At 62.9% G+C, this 16,053-nt stretch carries 14 protein-coding genes and 1 pseudogene; 6 read left to right on the top strand and 9 right to left on the bottom strand.

The window, feature by feature from the left end; all coding sequences use genetic code 11:
• Positions 1-7: 7 nt before the first annotated feature.
• From KGB29_RS12365 to KGB29_RS12330, 8 genes are all read right to left on the bottom strand, one after another.
• On the bottom strand, positions 8-763 hold the full coding sequence (locus tag KGB29_RS12365) for an enoyl-CoA hydratase family protein (protein ID WP_090456721.1): 756 nt from the start codon (positions 761-763) through the stop codon (positions 8-10).
• A gap of 9 nt (positions 764-772) precedes the next feature.
• Positions 773-1,840 (bottom strand): NAD(P)H-dependent flavin oxidoreductase, encoded by a 1,068-nt coding sequence (locus KGB29_RS12360; RefSeq protein ID WP_150812562.1) that lies wholly within the window; start codon positions 1,838-1,840, stop codon positions 773-775.
• A 2-nt stretch (positions 1,841-1,842) separates the two neighbouring features.
• Positions 1,843-2,715, bottom strand: a complete 873-nt coding sequence (locus tag KGB29_RS12355; protein WP_150812561.1) for an enoyl-CoA hydratase — start codon at positions 2,713-2,715, stop codon at positions 1,843-1,845.
• Between the two features lie 23 nt (positions 2,716-2,738).
• Positions 2,739-3,527: a CoA-transferase subunit beta gene (locus tag KGB29_RS12350; RefSeq protein ID WP_090456726.1), complete on the bottom strand. Its 789-nt coding sequence runs from the start codon at positions 3,525-3,527 to the stop codon at positions 2,739-2,741.
• 12 nt (positions 3,528-3,539) lie between these two features.
• Positions 3,540-4,421, bottom strand: a complete 882-nt coding sequence (locus KGB29_RS12345; RefSeq protein WP_150812560.1) for a CoA transferase subunit A — start codon at positions 4,419-4,421, stop codon at positions 3,540-3,542.
• An 11-nt stretch (positions 4,422-4,432) separates the two neighbouring features.
• Positions 4,433-5,329, bottom strand: a complete 897-nt coding sequence (locus tag KGB29_RS12340) for a VOC family protein (RefSeq protein ID WP_150812559.1) — start codon at positions 5,327-5,329, stop codon at positions 4,433-4,435.
• Between the two features lie 471 nt (positions 5,330-5,800).
• Positions 5,801-6,922, bottom strand: a complete 1,122-nt coding sequence (locus KGB29_RS12335) for an LLM class flavin-dependent oxidoreductase (protein WP_090456732.1) — start codon at positions 6,920-6,922, stop codon at positions 5,801-5,803.
• 138 nt (positions 6,923-7,060) lie between these two features.
• Complete coding sequence (locus KGB29_RS12330; RefSeq protein ID WP_150812557.1) at positions 7,061-8,245, bottom strand: flavin-dependent monooxygenase; 1,185 nt, start codon at positions 8,243-8,245, stop codon at positions 7,061-7,063.
• Positions 8,246-9,109: 864 nt separating this feature from the next.
• Here KGB29_RS12330 and KGB29_RS12325 point away from each other — a divergent pair.
• From KGB29_RS12325 to KGB29_RS12300, 6 genes are all read left to right on the top strand, one after another.
• A complete protein-coding gene (locus KGB29_RS12325; RefSeq protein WP_057714069.1) occupies positions 9,110-9,625 on the top strand; it encodes a flavin reductase family protein in 516 nt (171 codons plus the stop codon).
• A 9-nt stretch (positions 9,626-9,634) separates the two neighbouring features.
• Positions 9,635-11,314 (top strand): FAD-binding protein, encoded by a 1,680-nt coding sequence (locus KGB29_RS12320; protein WP_150812556.1) that lies wholly within the window; start codon positions 9,635-9,637, stop codon positions 11,312-11,314.
• Positions 11,302-12,057 carry a glucose 1-dehydrogenase gene (locus KGB29_RS12315; protein WP_150812555.1) on the top strand — a complete coding sequence of 252 codons (756 nt, stop codon included), beginning with the start codon at positions 11,302-11,304 and terminating at the stop codon, positions 12,055-12,057. The genes KGB29_RS12320 and KGB29_RS12315 overlap by 13 nt, the downstream gene beginning before the upstream one ends.
• A gap of 13 nt (positions 12,058-12,070) precedes the next feature.
• Positions 12,071-13,153, top strand: coding sequence for a ferredoxin--NADP reductase (locus KGB29_RS12310; protein WP_150812554.1), 1,083 nt, complete (start codon positions 12,071-12,073; stop codon positions 13,151-13,153).
• A 236-nt stretch (positions 13,154-13,389) separates the two neighbouring features.
• The gene (locus KGB29_RS12305; RefSeq protein WP_090456739.1) at positions 13,390-14,136 is read left to right on the top strand and encodes an SDR family NAD(P)-dependent oxidoreductase; all 747 of its coding nucleotides are present in this window, start codon (positions 13,390-13,392) and stop codon (positions 14,134-14,136) included.
• Positions 14,137-14,208: 72 nt separating this feature from the next.
• A complete protein-coding gene (locus KGB29_RS12300; protein WP_150812553.1) occupies positions 14,209-15,789 on the top strand; it encodes a FadD3 family acyl-CoA ligase in 1,581 nt (526 codons plus the stop codon).
• Positions 15,790-15,937: 148 nt separating this feature from the next.
• Here the strand turns inward: KGB29_RS12300 and KGB29_RS12295 are convergent.
• Positions 15,938-16,053: pseudogene (locus tag KGB29_RS12295) on the bottom strand (IS110 family transposase); the annotation flags it as partial.

Below are 16,053 nucleotides of genomic sequence, written 5' to 3'. Positions count from 1 at the left end.
TATGCCTTCAGCCGTTGAATCGGGCATCGCGTTTCTCGACGAACGAGTCGCGTGCTTCCTGAGAGTCCAGTGAGCGGTAGGCTTCGAGGGTGAAGCCCTGCTCCCAGCGGTATTTGTCTTCCAGATTGCCGTCTTCGATGCCGCTCAGCGCTTCCTTGGCCAGGCTGATCATGCCCGGGCTCTTGGCGGCGATGGTGCGGGCGATCTGCAACGCGGCTTCGCGCAAGTCTTCGCGCTTGACCACCCGCTCCACCGCGCCCAGGCGGTAAGCTTCGGCGGCGTCGATAGCCTCGCCGGTGAAGTACATGTGGCGGACTTTCTGCACCGGGAACAACCGCTGCAAATGCGCACCGCCGCCCATGGCCCCGCGATCCACTTCCGGCACGCCGAAGGTGGCGCACTCGGACGCGACAATGATGTCGGCGGCGCCGCAGATGCCGATGCCGCCGCCCAGCACGAAGCCGTGCACGGCGACGATCACCGGTTTCGGATTGCGGTGGATCGCCTTGAAACTGTCGTAGTTGCCCTTGTTCACCGCGACGATCAGGTTGCCGTCGGCGGCCAGTTCCTTGATATCGACCCCGGCGCAGAAGCCGCGACCTTCGGCCCGGATCAGGATCACCCGCACCTCGGCATTGCGCCCCAGGCTTTCGATTTCGCTGGCGATATCGGCCCAGCCCTGGCAGTTGAAGGCGTTGACCGGTGGCCGGTCGAACACCAGTTCCGCGATGCCGTTATCGATACTCACGCTAAATGGTTTCATGCTTTCCCCTTACGACACACGGCGGCACAGCTCGCCCAGGCGCACTTCGGCGTCGCGGACGATCTGTTCAATCAATTGGGCGCAGCTGGGCAAGCTGTCGATGGAGGCGGCGATCTGCCCGGCGGGCAAGACGCCCGCGGCCGGTTGCCCGTCGACCATGGCTTTCTGGATCACCATCGGCGCGTTGGCGGCCATGATGCTTTGCGCGGCGGTCAGCTCCCCGCTGCCGCGCATCTTCAGTGCGCTGGTCAGCAGTTGCATCAGGCTCATGCCGGTGTGGCGGCGGTAGGCCAGGCCACTCTGCAATGCCAGCAACAGGCGCTTGAGGCCGCCGCTGTTTTCCAGTTGGTTGAGCAATTCGTTGCGGATCATCCGTTGCGGCATGCCGTCGATGGCGCGGCTGATGATGATCGCCGCCGGGTCCTTGACCGCCAGGTAACGCGCCAGGGTCGCTTGCGGCACCGGGCTGTCGGCGCACATCAGGAAACGCGTGCCCATGGCGATGCCCTCGGCGCCGTAGGCCAGGGCAGAAACCAGGCCCCTGCCGTCCTTGAAACCGCCGGCCGCCACCACGGGCACCGACACCGCATTGACCACTTGATCCAGCAGCATCGAAGTCGGCACGGAGCCGGTATGCCCACCGCCCTCGCCGCCTTGCACGGTCACCGCATCCGCGCCCATTTCCACGGCTTTCTGTGCATGTTTGAGCGCGCCCACCGTGGGAATGCACACCACACCGGCGTCCTTCAGGCGACTGATCATCTGCTTGCCCGGCGAACGGCTGTAGCTCACCGCCCGGACTTTATGGCGCAACACCAGTTCGACGATCTCGCCGGCATTGGCCTGGTACATGTGGAAGTTCACCCCGAACGGCTGATCGGTCAGGCGCCGGGTTTCGATGATCGCCGCTTCCATCTGCTGCGGTTCGATGGTCGCCCCGGCCAGGAAACCGAAACCACCGGCATTGCCCGTGGCCGCCACCAGTTTCGGGTCGGCGACCCAGCCCATGGCGGTCTGGATGATCGGATAACGGCAACCGAGCAGTTCGGTCAATCGGGTATTCAACGAGATCGCCATGCTCACGCCTCGCCCGTTTTGCGTTGGGAACTGGCCATGGCCTTGGCGTCGTAGCCACCGAGGCGGTCACCGGACACCAGTTCGTTGTGGGCATGGGCGAAGTGATGCAGGCCGAACACCATGTCCATGGTCGCGCGCTTGCCCATCAGGTCTTCGGCGTTGTTCACCGCCTGCTTGCTCAGTTGCAGACCCAGGCGCGGCATCTGTGCGATGCGCCCGGCGATGTCGAGGGTCTGCTGTTCCAACTCGTCGCGAGGGACCACCCGATTGAGCATGCCCATCTGATAGGCACGCGGTGCCGGCATGCGCTCGCCGAGGAACAAAAATTCCTTGGCGATGCGTGAATTCAATTCGTGCACGTGGGCGAAATACTCGACCCCGGGAATGCCCATGCGCACCACCGGATCGGCGAAGTAAGCATCCTCGCTGGCCACGATCAGGTCGCAGACCCAGGCCAGCATCAACCCACCGGCAATGCACGCGCCCTGGACCATGGCGATGGTCGGCTTGGGCATCTCGCGCCAACGGCGGCACATGCCCAGATAGACTTCCTGCTCACGGGCATACAAAAACTCGCCGCCCGGTTTGTTCACATGGTCGTACCACAGGCTGGCGCGGTCGAACGTCTTGTCGACGTCGCGGCCCGGGGTGCCGATGTCATGCCCGGCGGAGAAATGCTTGCCGGCGCCACGCAACACAATGACCTTCACTTCATCGTCATCGCAGGCCCGGCGAAACGCCGCGTCCAGCGCATAGGTCATCTGCGAGTTCTGCGCGTTGTGGAACTCGGGGCGGTTCATGGTGACCAGGGCCACCGCGCCACGCACCTCGTACAGCACCACCTCGGCCTGATTGTTATCGTTATGTTCAGCCATCACTTTTCTCCGCAACGCGTTGCTCAGCGTTGGCCTGGCGGGTTGTCTTTGAGTTGCAGGGCGCGCAGGTTGTGCGGGTCCAGACGCTGGATCAGCTGCAACTGCTCGGCCGTCGGCGCGGCAGTGGTCAGGCAATCGTCCGGCACATGCAACTCGAAGCCGGTGTTGTCCTGGACTTGCGCCGCCGTCACGCCGGGGTGCAGCGAACGGATGCGCATCTGCCGTTGCGGGCCCTGGAAATCCAGCACGCAGAGGTCGGTGATGATCAGGCGGATGTCGATGTCGTTCATCGACCAGCCCCGTGCCAGTCGGGCCGGGTTGTAGCCGACCGAGGCGACCATATCGACCTCGCCTTCGACGAATACCCGGCGGTTGTGGCTCGGCACGCAAAACGAGTTGGCGTGGCTGATCGAGTTGCCGGGGAAACCGCGTACACCGAGCATCTGAGCCTTGGGTTTGGCGTAGTCGCCGATGCAGGAAATGTTGGCCTGACCGTAACGGTCGATCTGGGTCGGGCCGACCAGCGCATGGCGCTTGCCGCCCCAGACGTTGTCGAAAATCCGCGAGAAACCCATCCAGCTGTCGCGCTTGGGTTCATAGCCTTTGCGCGCGCCCAACGGCACCGGCTCGGCAACCATGTAGGCTTCGGAGTCGGTCATCAGCAGTTGCGGGTTGCTGGTCAGCATGGCCAGCGAAGCGGCCAGACGCGGAATCACGCCGATGCCGGAGGCCAATACTTCGCCGTCTTCGCGCCAGGCTTCGGAGGCCGCGCAGATCATCAACTCGGCGAGGCTGTAATCAGTAGTGCTCATCGGAAGGTTCCCTTAGAAAATCGGCAACGGCAGTTCACGGATCGCAGCCAGGCCGCCGACCTTTTCCAGATACTGTTCGTGGGTGCAGTCGACGTAGTCGCGGACATAGCCCTGCCAGCCATCGGCCGCCTGGACCGTGGCGTTGTAGGCCTTGAAGTGCGCGACGTCGAAACCGTACAGCGGCGCGCACGAAGACGGATGCGCCCCGCCCGGCACATGGGCCACGGCGGTGGTCAGGTTGCGTTCCCAGAACACTTGATGGGCGTGGGCGCTGTCCCGATGGAAATACTCGCTGTCGACCAGTTCATCGCAGGTCACGTAGCTGTGGGTCGCGGCCCGCACAAACAGGTCGTCCATGTAGTGATCCGGACCGCTGATCTGACACACCCCGCGTTTATCGGCACGGTCGACGTGCACCAGCGCCGCGTCGAGCTTGAGCGCCGGCATCGCCACCCAGTCCTTGCCATCGGCATAGGGCGAGGCGATCAACTTGATCTGGCGGTTGTGGCGCAGCACATCGGTGCCCAGGCCCACCGCCGTCGGAATGAACGGCACATTCATCGCCGCCGCGCGCAGACCGAGCAGCAGCATGCCTTCGTCGATCTCCATCACTTCCAGCGCCGCTTCCTGGCGCGCCTTGCGGAAGTACGGTTCCAGCGGAATAAAGTCCAGGGAAACGAAGGCGAACACCAGTTTCCTGATCTTGCCGGCCGCGCAGAGCATGCCGACATCGGCACCGCCGTAGGCAACCACGGTCAGGTCCTTGAGGTCCGAGCGCAGAATCTCGCGCACCAGCGCCATCGGCTTGCGCCGCGGGCCCCAGCCACCGATACCGATGGTCATGCCGTCACGCAGTTGGCCGACGATCTCGGCGGTGGTCATTTGCTTGTCCATCGTCATGTTCCTCATTGGCGACCGACACTGAAGTCGTGGCCCCAGTGGCTGACCACGGTGCTTTCGAACGGCGTGTGGCGGTCCCAGTCGACCACCAGGCCATCGCAGCCGTATTCCAGGTCAAACCCGGACGGGGTCTTGATATAGAAAGAAATCATCTGGTCGTTGGTGTGCTGACCGAGGGTGGCCGACAGCTTCACGCCATTGGCGTGGACGCGGTCCAGGGCGCGGCCGACTTCGTCCAGCGCGTTGACCTCGACCATCATGTGCACGCAGCCGTGGGGCATCGGGCACTCGAAAATCGCCAGCGAGTGGTGGCGGCCGTTGTTGCAGTGCAGGAAGTGAATACGTTTTTGCGGCTCGGCCGGGTCCGGGGTGAAGCGGACTTTCATCAGGTCCGACAGGCCAAAACCCAGCACCTGCTCGTAGAAGTCGCGGCAGCGCTCGAAGGCAGGTGCCGGCAGCACTACGTGACCCATGCCCAGTTCGTTGGTAACGAACCCTTTGACGCCCACCGGCGAGACGAAACGGGCGAAGTCCTGCAACGGGCCCCAGAAGATTTCGTGACGGTTGCCATCCGGGTCGCTGAAGTGCACCAGCTCCTGGACCTTGCGCAGCTCGGCCTCGGCCGCGGTGCCACGGGTCACTTGCACGTCGGCTTGTTGCAGTTCCAAGACCGCCTGTTCCAGCGCCGCCTTGCCGGCCACTTCCCAGCCGCAGGCGCCGAAGCCGTTGTCCGCGCTTTTCTGCACCAGGAGGCGGTAGTGGCGCTCGTCCATCTTCAGGTACAGGTGCGCGTCGTCATCAGATCCGATGACCATCATGCCCAGCACCTGGCTTGCGTAGTGGCGCCATTGCGCCAGATCGCTGGATAACAGGGTGACGTAACCCAGACCACGGATATCCATGGATGCACTCCTCGTTTTTCTCAGGCGATGCCGCCCTTCGGCGACTGCCGGGGGAGACTTTATGTAGGGCCTATTCAAACGGGTTCGGGGAGGGGCAACATCGTCCAATGGGACTAGCGGAAATGATGAGGTACGCACATCAAAACTGTGGGAGCGGGCTTGCTCGCGAAGGCGGTGTGTCAAGCAACATGAATGTTGAATGTGCCGGCCTCTTCGCGAGCAAGCCCGCTCCCACAAGGGATTGGTGCAGGCATAAAAAAACGGGCCTTGGGGACCCGTTGGAAAGTTGGCCGGACGTCCATGTCAGGCCTGAAAAAATGAAGCACTTGGGCATGACACTGAACCTGTGGGAGCGGGCTTGCTCGCGAAGGCGGTGTGTCTGGCAACATAAATGTTGAATGTGCCGACCTCTTCGCGAGCAAGCCCGCTCCCACAGGGGTTGTGCGGTGTTCATGCCTTATGTGGCAGGACTCAGCCCTTGCGGAAATGCGGAATCACCTTCTCGCCAATGTTCTTCAAGGTCTCCAGCTGCGCCCACTGCGGCACGGTGCCCATCTGGCAGATGAACAGGATTTCGTCGGCGCCGGCATCGATCAGGCGCTGCACGTAGCCGATGCAATCCTCGACGGTGCCGTAGGCGTGGTTCGGGTTCATCATGGCCATGGTCGGGTCGGAGAAGTCGACACTGACTTCTTCAGAAGCGAAGCGCGACTTGATCACGCTCTGGCCATTGCCATCGACGAAGGTGTCGTCCTTCCACTTCTCCGGATCCGGACGCTCGCCACCGCCGTACCAGTAGCCCAACGACTCCATGAAGTAACGCTGGCCACGGATACCGATGCGGCGCGCCTCTGCGTTGTCGTCCAGCACGATGGCCGGGCACAGCGCGGCAATGTGACGGTTTGGGCGGAAGCCCACTTGCTTCTTTTCATCGCGGTTGTCGTAGGCCGTGTGATACACCTCAACCTTCTTGGCGATCTCTTCCGGGCCACCGAAACCCAGCACCAGCGCGCCCATGCCACGACCGCCGGCATTTTTCAGCGACTCGGTGTTGGTGCACGCCAGGTACATCGGCGGGTGCGGGTCCTGATACGGCTTTGGATGGATCGGACGCTTGGGGATCTGCACGAAGTCGCCGTTGTGCTCGATCTCGTCTTGCACGAACATTTTCGGGATCAGGTACATCATCTCGTCGATCTGCGGCTGCAAGGTCGCCAGGTCGTAGCCGAAGGTGCCGGCTTCCTGCTGGGTACCGCCCTTGCCCACGCCAAAGTGCACACGCCCCTTGGACAGCAGGTCGAGGGTGGCGATGCGCTCGGCGACCTTGACCGGGTGGTTCATCGCCGGAGGCAGGCAGACCACGCCGTGGCCGATACCGATGCGCTCGGTTTTACCGGCCACGAAAGCCAGCATGGTTTCCGGCGCGGACATGTGCGAGTAGTTGCTCAGCGCCGTGTGTTCCACGCACCAGAAAGTGTCAAAACCCAGCTTGTCGGCCAGCACGGCCTGCTCGACGGTGTCTTCGAAAATCTTGCGGTCGCCTTCGCGGCTGGAGTCCACCGTCTGGGCTTCGTAAATCAGGGAAAATTTCATGGTTGATCCTTGTGCTTATTTGGATGCGCAGTCGGCGCCGTAGACCTTCGCCTTACCGCCAATGCTCGGGCATCGGCGGGGCGCTCGAATCACGCAAACGGACTAGCCCGATTCATAGAAAAGAGCTGTACGCCAGCGTCAGAGGAAAAAGTCGCTGCTGTCCTGCCCCATGCTGACCCCGCCGAGGTTCCAGGCGTACTTGGCCGGGCTGTTGGCGACGTGGGCGCGACCGGTGTGAATATCACGAAACGCTCGGTTGATCGGGTGGCTGCGGAAGATCGTCGAAGCACCGCTGTTGAACATCAGGTCACCAGCGGCCTTGGCGCACTTGTCGGCCACCAGCGCCGAGTCGTAACGCATCTTCACCCGCTCGGGCATGCTCAACGGCTCACCCTTCTGCGCGCGCTCCAGCATCAGGGCGAAGTTGCGATGCAGCACGGTCTTGCACTCATCGACGCAGACCATGGCGTTGGCCAGCGCCGATTGCGCGGCCGGATCCTGGACCATCTTGCGACCGTCATTGACCCCGACCCGGGCGCGGTTGTGCTCGACAAACTGATCCACCGCGCCTTGCAGGGCACCGATGGCCGAGGAGGAAACCGCACGCACGAAAATCTGACCGAATGGCAGGCGGAACAACGGCGCGGTGTTGACCGCATTGCCCGGACTGTTCTGCATGAAACCGTCGAGGGCGCGATGGGTGCGGTACTCGGGAACGAAGGCGTTCTCCACCAGAATGTCGTGGGAGCCGGTAGCTTCCAGGCCCATGACGTTCCAGTTGTCGAGAATCTGGTAATCGCTGCGCGGCACCAGGAACGTCCGGTAATCCGGCGCCCCGCCCGCCTCTGCCGGCGGCACCAGCGCACCGAGGAACGCCCACTCGCAATGCTTGCTGCCGGAGGAAAAGCCCCAGCGACCGCTCAATTTGAAACCACCCTCGACCCGCTCGACCTTGCCCACCGGCATATAGGAAGAGGAGATCAGCACGCTGGAATCCCTGCCCCAGACATCCTGCGCAGCGCGGTCGTCGAACAGCGCCAGTTGCCAGTTGTGGATCGCCACCACCCCCAGTACCCAGGCCGAGGACATGCAGCCTTCGGCAAGGGTCATCTGTACGTCGAAGAAATCCTTGGGCTCCAGCTCATAGCCTTCCCAACGGGACGGTTGCAGGATGCGAAAGAACCCGGCGTCCTGGAAATCCTTCAGGGTTTCTTCCGGCAACTGGCCTGCTTGCGCGGCATTCAGGGCACGTTCACGCAGGATCGGCACCAACTCGCGGGCACGTTGGCTCAGACGCTGGCGAATCAGGTCTTGGTTGAGCATTTTTATTGTTCTCCTTTGTTCACCCCATCCGCCGGGGCGCGCGTGCAACGGGGCGGATGTAGCGCCCCTACACTGGCATTCAAACAATGCGCAACGCAGGGGACATCCCTCAAACGGACCATGTGGGATTGGGGAACAGTTTTTTGGAGGTGAATCTGAAAGAGGTGTGTTGCCTGACACAAAGCCATCGCGAGCAAGCTCGCTCCCACATTGAGTCTCCGGTTTTACTCAGGACTTTTGGCCGCTGAAGATCCCTGTGGGAGCGAGCTTGCTCGCGAAAAACGCCAGGACAACGCGGGCATTCAGGCAGCACGCGTTATCGTTGACGTCCATCGCGAGCAAGCTCGCTCCCACAGAAGAGCAGAGCAAAAGCTGGGCCGCGTCGCCCCACGCTCTTCACCACTCATCAGGCCGAGCGTTAGCTCGCCTGCAGCTTTTGATCTTGATCCACCCGCCCCCTCGGCAGGCTGAGCGGAGGTGTTCATCCGGGGATTGGCGCGCAGCGCCGTTCGACGCAGTCGAACACATCGCATGTAGGTGCCAGCGAAGCCAACCGGAGGGCGATGCCCCCGGATGAATACCGCAGCGAAGGAACCCCGAGCCTCAGCGAGGGGCCGTACGTTCGGGGCGAGACTTTTTGGTTCCTTTTGGCTGGGCCGGCACTCCGGGCGTTTGACAAAAGGGACTCGCCGTAAGGGCGAAACCGCCAGCCGCCATTACCGCAGAAACGGATATGTATTCAATCAACCAAGAGCCTGGTCGGCCCAGAGGCCGCCAAGGCCTAGTCCCCTCGGACGATGCTCCAGACAAGAGCCAGAGCAAGAATCCATCGCACTCCCCACCCAACAAAAAAGGCCCAGTGCGATGAACGACGTCAATCTCAAAGCCGACATGCTCCAGGCCATGCGCCGCCTGGCCAAGTCAGTCACCATTATCAGCACCAGCAACGGCACCGAACGCTTCGCCATGGCCGCCACGGCCGTCGACTCGCTAAGCACCGAGCCACCCTCGCTGCTGATCTGCGTCAACAAGACCGCCTCGCCCCACGCCGCACTGGCGACCGGCGCCGACTTCTGCGTCAACATCCTCGGTGTCGAACAACAGGACCTGGCCAACCTGTGCAGCGGCGCGATCAAGGGCGAGGCGCGCTTCGACCGTGGCAACTGGCTGACCAGCCCCGGCGGCATTCCTTACCTGGGTGACGCACAGTCGGCGATCCTCTGCCGTCAGGACGGCCACTTCAGTTACGGCACCCACACCGTGTTCATCGGACGCATCCTGCAGATCCACACCACCGCCGAAATCACCCCGCTGGTCTACCTCGACGGCAGCTACACCACCACCGCCAAACCCGCACCCTCTCTCGCTGCTGCTGGCTGAGGCCCGAACATGGACAGCCTGAACGGGTTGACGGCGTTGCGAGTGAACAGCGCCGACCAGTTGCCATGGGATGACCGTTGCGACTTGCTGATCGTCGGGTTTGGGGGTGCCGGCGCCTGTGCCGCCATCGAAGCCAGCACTCGCGGCCTGTCAGTGCTCGCACTGGATCGCTTCGAAGGCGGCGGCGCCACGGCGCTCAGTGGTGGCGTGGTGTACGCCGGTGGTGGCACGCCGTATCAGCGTCAGGCTGGCTATGAAGACACCAGCGAAGCCATGTTCAATTACCTGCGTCAGGAAGTCGGCGAAGCCGTCAGCCACGCGACATTGCGCAATTTCTGCGACGGCAGCCGCGAACAACTGGCCTGGCTGGAGCGACAGGGCGCGGCGTTCGAAGCCAGCGTGCCGCCGCATAAAACCTCGTACCCTAGTGACCAGTACTACCTCTATTACTCTGGCAACGAAGCCGTGCCGGCCTATGCCGCCAGCGCCAAACCGGCACCTCGTGGCCACCGCACCAAAGGTCCGGGCATGTCCGGCGCCAGCCTGTTCGCCCCGCTCAAGGCCAGCGCCTTGCGTCACGGTGCGCGCCTGCGCAGCCAGTGCGAAGTGCGGCGACTGGTGCTCGACCTCGACGACAAGGTCATCGGCGTCGAAGCCTGGCAGTTGCCTTCCGGCAGTCGCGCAGCCCGACAACATGCGCGTCTGTCGCGCTGGGCCGCCGCCATTCATATGTACGCCCCCGCATTGGCTGACCGCTTGCGCGCCCGTCAGCGTCGCATCGAGCAGACCAGCGCCATTCGGCAATTGATTCGCGCCGAACAGGCGGTGCTATTGAGCAGCGGCGGTTTTATCTTCAATCGCGACCTGGTGCGCCAACACGCGCCGCAGTACCTGGCCGGGTTGCCCCTGGGCGCCACCGGGTGCAATGGCAGCGGCATCGCCCTGGGCCAGAGCGCCGGGGGCAGCGTGGCGCGGATGGACAAGATCAGCGCTTGGCGTTTCATCAATCCGCCACTGGCCTGGGCCCGCGGGCTGATCGTCAATGCCCGCGGACAGCGTTACGCCAACGAAGAAATCTACGGCGCGACCCTCGGCCACGCCATGGTCGAAGAACAAGACGGTCGCGCCATCCTGGTGCTCAACCGTGAGCTGATGCGCGAAGCGTTGCGTCAGGTGGGCCCGGGCAAGGTGTGGAATTTCCAGCGCCTGCCGGTGCTGCTCAATCTGCTGTTCAACGCCAAGCGCAGCAACACCCTCGCCGGATTGGCCAAGCGCTGCAACCTGCCGCCCGAACTGCTGCGCCAGAGTGTCGAACGCTATTCCCGGGCGGCACGGGGTGAGGTCGCCGACGAGTTCGGCAAATCCGCCGCGATGCTTGCCAACCTCGACCAAGGCCCTTGGTACGCCCTCGACCTGTCCTTCGACAGCAAACTCTTCCCCTGCCCGGTCATCACCCTGGGCGGGCTGAAGGTCTGCGAGGACAGCGGTCGGGTGCTGGACCACGCCGGCCAGCCAATAAACGGTCTCTACAGCGCCGGCCGCAATGCGGTCGGGGTCGCTTCCAATCTGTATGTCTCCGGCCTGTCCCTGGCCGATTGCATTTATTCCGGTCGCCGGGCTGCCGCCCACGTGGCCGACCAATTCGCACTTCAAACCGCACGATCAGGAGAACAACAATGCAACGTGTAGAAGGCAAAGTCTGCATCATCACCGGCGCCGCCAGCGGCATCGGTCGCGAAGACGCCCTGCTGCTGGCCCGCGAAGGCGCCAAAGTAGTACTGACCGACCTCAACGAAGAGGCCGGTCGCCAGGTGGCTGCAGAAATCGGCGCCAACGCGCTGTTCATCCGCCACGACATCGCCAGCGAAAGCGATTGGCAACAGGTGATCAAGACCACCGTCGAACACTTCGGCCGTCTCGACGTACTGGTCAACAACGCCGCGATCCTGGCCCTGGGCAGCATCGAAGACACCACGCTGGAGCTGTGGCAGAAGGTGCAGAAGATCAACGGCGAAGGCTACTTCCTCGGCTGCAAGTACGCGATCCAGGCGATGAAGGAAACCGGCGGCGGGTCGATCATCAACATGTCGTCGGTGGCCGCGTTGGGCGCAATGCCGATGTTCTGCGCTTATTCGGCGTCCAAAGGCGCGGTGGCGGCGATGACCCGTTCGATTGCCCTGCACTGCAAGCAGCAGGGTTACCGCATCCGCTGCAACAGCGTGCACCCCGATGGCGTGAACACACCGATGACCCAGGCCCTGGCCGGTGGTCAGCCAATCCCGCAGGAAGCGCTGGACCAGGACCCGATGAACCGTATGGCAGCGCCACGGGACATTGCCAACGTGGTGCTGTTCCTGGCCACCGACGAGTCGCGATTCGTCAACGGTGCCGAGATCCGCGTCGACAACGCCCAACTGATCAGCGGGCTCTGAGGTCGAGGTGAACATGGGCACGCAACAACAGAACCTGACCCCGGCCGAACACACGACGGCAAGCGTTTCATTGCAAGTGTGCGCGGTGATCGACGAGACCCTGGATGCGCGCTCGCTGGTGCTGGACGTACCGCCAACCCTGCGTGAGCGCTTTCGCTACAAACCGGGCCAGTTCCTGAGTTTTCGCGTGCCCTTGGCCGGCAAACTGTTGACCCGCTGCTACTCCATGGCCAGCTCGCCCCTCGCGGACGCGCTGCCCAAGGTCACGGTGAAACGGGTCGACGGTGGCCGGGTGTCGAACTGGATGAACGAAGTGCAGGTCGGCGACTGGCTGGAAGTGCTGCCACCGGCCGGGCATTTCTGTCTGGACCCGCAGGCGGACACCGAAAAGCCTCTGGTCTTGTTCGGGGGCGGCTCGGGCATCACCCCGGTGTTTTCCATTCTCAAATCGGTGCTGCACAGCAGTCGGCGACCGATCAAGTTGATCTACGCCAACCGCGATGAGGCGTCGGTGATTTTCAAGGACGAGCTGTGCCAGTTGATCAAGGCGCATCCTGATCAACTGCACGTGGTGCACGTCCTCGATTCGGTGCAGGGTTTTTTGACGGACCATCAGGTCCGTCATCTGCTGCGCGGATCGGCCGGCGGCGACTACTTCATCTGTGGGCCTGGACCGTTCATGGACACCGTGGAGCGCACGCTGCTGGCAGTGGGCGAAGCGGCCGAGCGGATCCATGTCGAACGCTTCGTCTCGCCGCCGGACCCCGATGAACTGCTGGCCGAAGAGGCCGTGGCACGGGCTGCGGCCATGGATTCGCAATGCGAAGCGCTGATCGTCGAGCTCGATGGTCAGCAACACGAAATTGCCTGCAAACCCGGCGACACCCTGCTGCAAAGTTGCAAGGCCGCCGGCCTGGATGTGCCGTCGTCCTGTGAAGAAGGTTTTTGCGGGGCCTGCATGTGCGTGGTCCAGGAAGGCCAGACCCAACTGGCCCGCAACGACGTGCTGACCCCCAAGGAGCTCGCCGACGGCTGGACGCTGGCCTGCCAGAGCCGACCGACCGGTGCCCGCGTGCGCCTTAAATTCCCGGATTGAGGTTACGCTCCTACGGGGGAATGCGATCAATTGTGGGAGCGGGCTTGCTCGCGAAGGCGGTGTGTCAGACAACGATGATGTCAAGTTTGCCGCCCCCTTCGCGAGCAAGCCCGCTCCCACAGTTGAATTGTGCACGCCGGGGATCTGTTGCTTAGTCTCAACGGACGATCACTCGGGCCCGGTCTGCGGTTAGACTCGACCACAGCATTAGCCCACAACAATAAAGAGGTGCAGTTATGGCTCGTTTGCAGAATAAGGTCGCGGTGGTCACCGGCGGCGCTTCGGGTATCGGTCTGGCCTGCGTGCGCCGTTTCTCGGCCGAAGGCGCGCAAGTGATTGGGCTGGACATCGGCAGCGCACCGGCAGACTTTCCCGGCCTGTTCATGACCCTGGACGTGCGCGACGAAGCGCAGGTACAGCAGGTCATGCAAGAAGTCATCAGCCGCTTCGGGCGCATCGACGTACTGGTCAACGCCGCCGGCGTCGCCGACCAGGGCAGCGTGACCCAGACCACCACTGCCAACTGGCAACGGGTGATGGACATCAACCTGACCGGCAGCATGCTTACCAGCAAGTACGCGCTGGCGTCGATGGTTGAACAACGCAATGGCTCGATCATCAACGTCGGTTCGATCTTCGGCCTGCAAGGCTGCGACGGCAACGTGGCCTATAACGTGTCCAAGGGCGGCATCAACCAGCTGACCCGCTCGATGGCCATCGACTACGGCTACGCCAACATTCGCGTCAACGGTCTGTGCCCCGGCCTGATCGAAACGCCGATGACCAGCATGGTCCGTGACAATGACGCCTTCCACGCCTTCTTCGCCTCGCAGCACATGCTCAGCCGCTCCGGGCAACCGGAAGAAGTGGCCAACGTCGCGCTGTTCCTGGCGTCCGACGAAGCATCCTTTGTCAGCGGCCAGATGATCGCCGTGGACGGTGGTTTCTCCGCCGGTCGCCGTTTCGCCCCGCCCGCCCAGTAATTCGCAATCCGGCCGGGCGCCCTGCCCGGCCTACTCCCTTTTTCGTACTTGTCTTCTAACCGGGGAGGCCCCATGCCGCCTGTCGCCACCGCACTGACCATCGCTCAACTGTTCGCCAACGCGGCCCAGGCCTACGGCGACCGCCCGGCCATCGAGGACGCGGGCCACATCATCAGCTACCGACAACTGGACCAACTGCGCCGCCAGGCTGCCCGCGCACTGCTGGCCCTCGACGTACAGATCGGGGACCGCGTGGCGATCTGGGCGCCGAACGTGTGGGAATGGATCGTTGCGGCTGGCGCCCTGCAGAGTGTCGGTGCAGCCCTGGTGCCGCTCAATACCCGGATGAAGGGCAGCGAGGCCGGCTACATCCTGCGCGAAAGCGGCGCCTGCGTACTGTTTGCCATCGGCGAATTCCTCGGCGCGGACTACCCCGGCATGCTGACGTCGGAAGACCTGCCAGCCCTGCGCCACATCGTCAGCGTGCGTGGTGCCAATTCGGGCACCCTGGCCTGGGAGCGGTTTATGGATCTGGCGGCCGATGTGCCGCAACTGGCCCTGCGCACCCGCGAACAGAGCGTTGGTCCGCAGGCCTTGTCCGACGTGTTGTTCACCTCGGGCACCACTGGTAAACCCAAAGGCGTGATGACCAGCCACGGCCAGAACCTGCGAATCGTGCGCGACTGGAGCGATATCGTCGGTTTGCGCGAGAGCGATCGCTACCTGATCGTCAATCCGTTCTTCCACTCCTTCGGCTACAAGGCCGGCTGGCTGGCAGCGCTGATGCGTGGCTGCACCCTCCTGCCGCAGCAGGTGTTCGACGTGCAGGCCGTGCTCGAATGCGTGCAGCGCGAACGCATCACCGTGTTGCCCGGACCACCGACGCTGTATCAGTCGTTGCTTGCCCATCCGCAACGCAACGAATTCGACCTGAGCTCCTTGCGCGTTGCGGTGACCGGGGCGGCAGCGATTCCGGTGGAGATGATCCACCGCATGCGCGACGAACTGGGCTTTGCCACCATCGTCACCGCGTATGGCCTGACGGAAGTCTGCGGGTTCGCCACGATCTGCCGGTCCGGCGACTCGGCGGAACTGGTCGCCAACACCAGTGGCCGGGCGATGCCGGGGGTGCAAGTGCGCTGTGTCGGCAACACCGGTCGCAGCCAGCCGGCCAACATTCCCGGTGAAGTGCAAATTCGCGGCTACAACCTGATGCAGGGCTATCTCAACAACCCCGAAGCCAGCCAGGAAATTCTCGACGCCGACGGCTGGCTGCACACCGGCGACATCGGCATGCTCGACGAACAGGGTTACCTGCGCATCACCGACCGCCTCAAGGACATGTTCATCACCGGTGGCTTCAATGTGTATCCGGCGGAGATCGAACAGTGTTTGCTGACCTATCCGGGCGTGGCCCAGGCAGCGGTGATCGGGATTCCCGACGAACGCTTGGGTGAAGTGGCGATGGCGTTTCTGCTGCCTGCTCCAGGTATGGAAATCGAGCAGACCCGATTCCTCGCCTGGTGCCGTGAGCAGATGGCCAACTACAAGGTTCCGCGTCGGGTGCAGGTGCTGGAGAAGATGCCGATCAATGCGGCGGGGAAAGTGACCAAGAATGTGTTGCGCGAGTGGGCGCTGCAGCCAGTCGACTAAACACAATCCCTGTATGAGCGAGTCTGCTCGCGATGGTGTGTCAGTCGACATCAATGCAACTGATAGACCATCGCGAGCAGGCTCGCTCCTACAGTGTTCGGGGGGGTACACAAATTTCGCGTCCGACACAGATCAACTGTGGGAGATTCTATGTTGCAGGGGAACCCTGCAACTTCAAATTCGGCTGGTATTCGCTCTGGTTTTTCATGAGGGCGAATGCCACTCGGCAAAGCTTGCGGGCAAGAATGACCAAGGCCTGAGTTC

The organism is Pseudomonas sp. BF-B-30, from assembly GCF_019956305.1.
GTDB classification, from domain to species: domain Bacteria; phylum Pseudomonadota; class Gammaproteobacteria; order Pseudomonadales; family Pseudomonadaceae; genus Aquipseudomonas; species Aquipseudomonas jessenii.
Note: the sequence above shows the minus strand (reverse complement) of the source record. Positions and strands in the feature narration are given on the sequence as shown.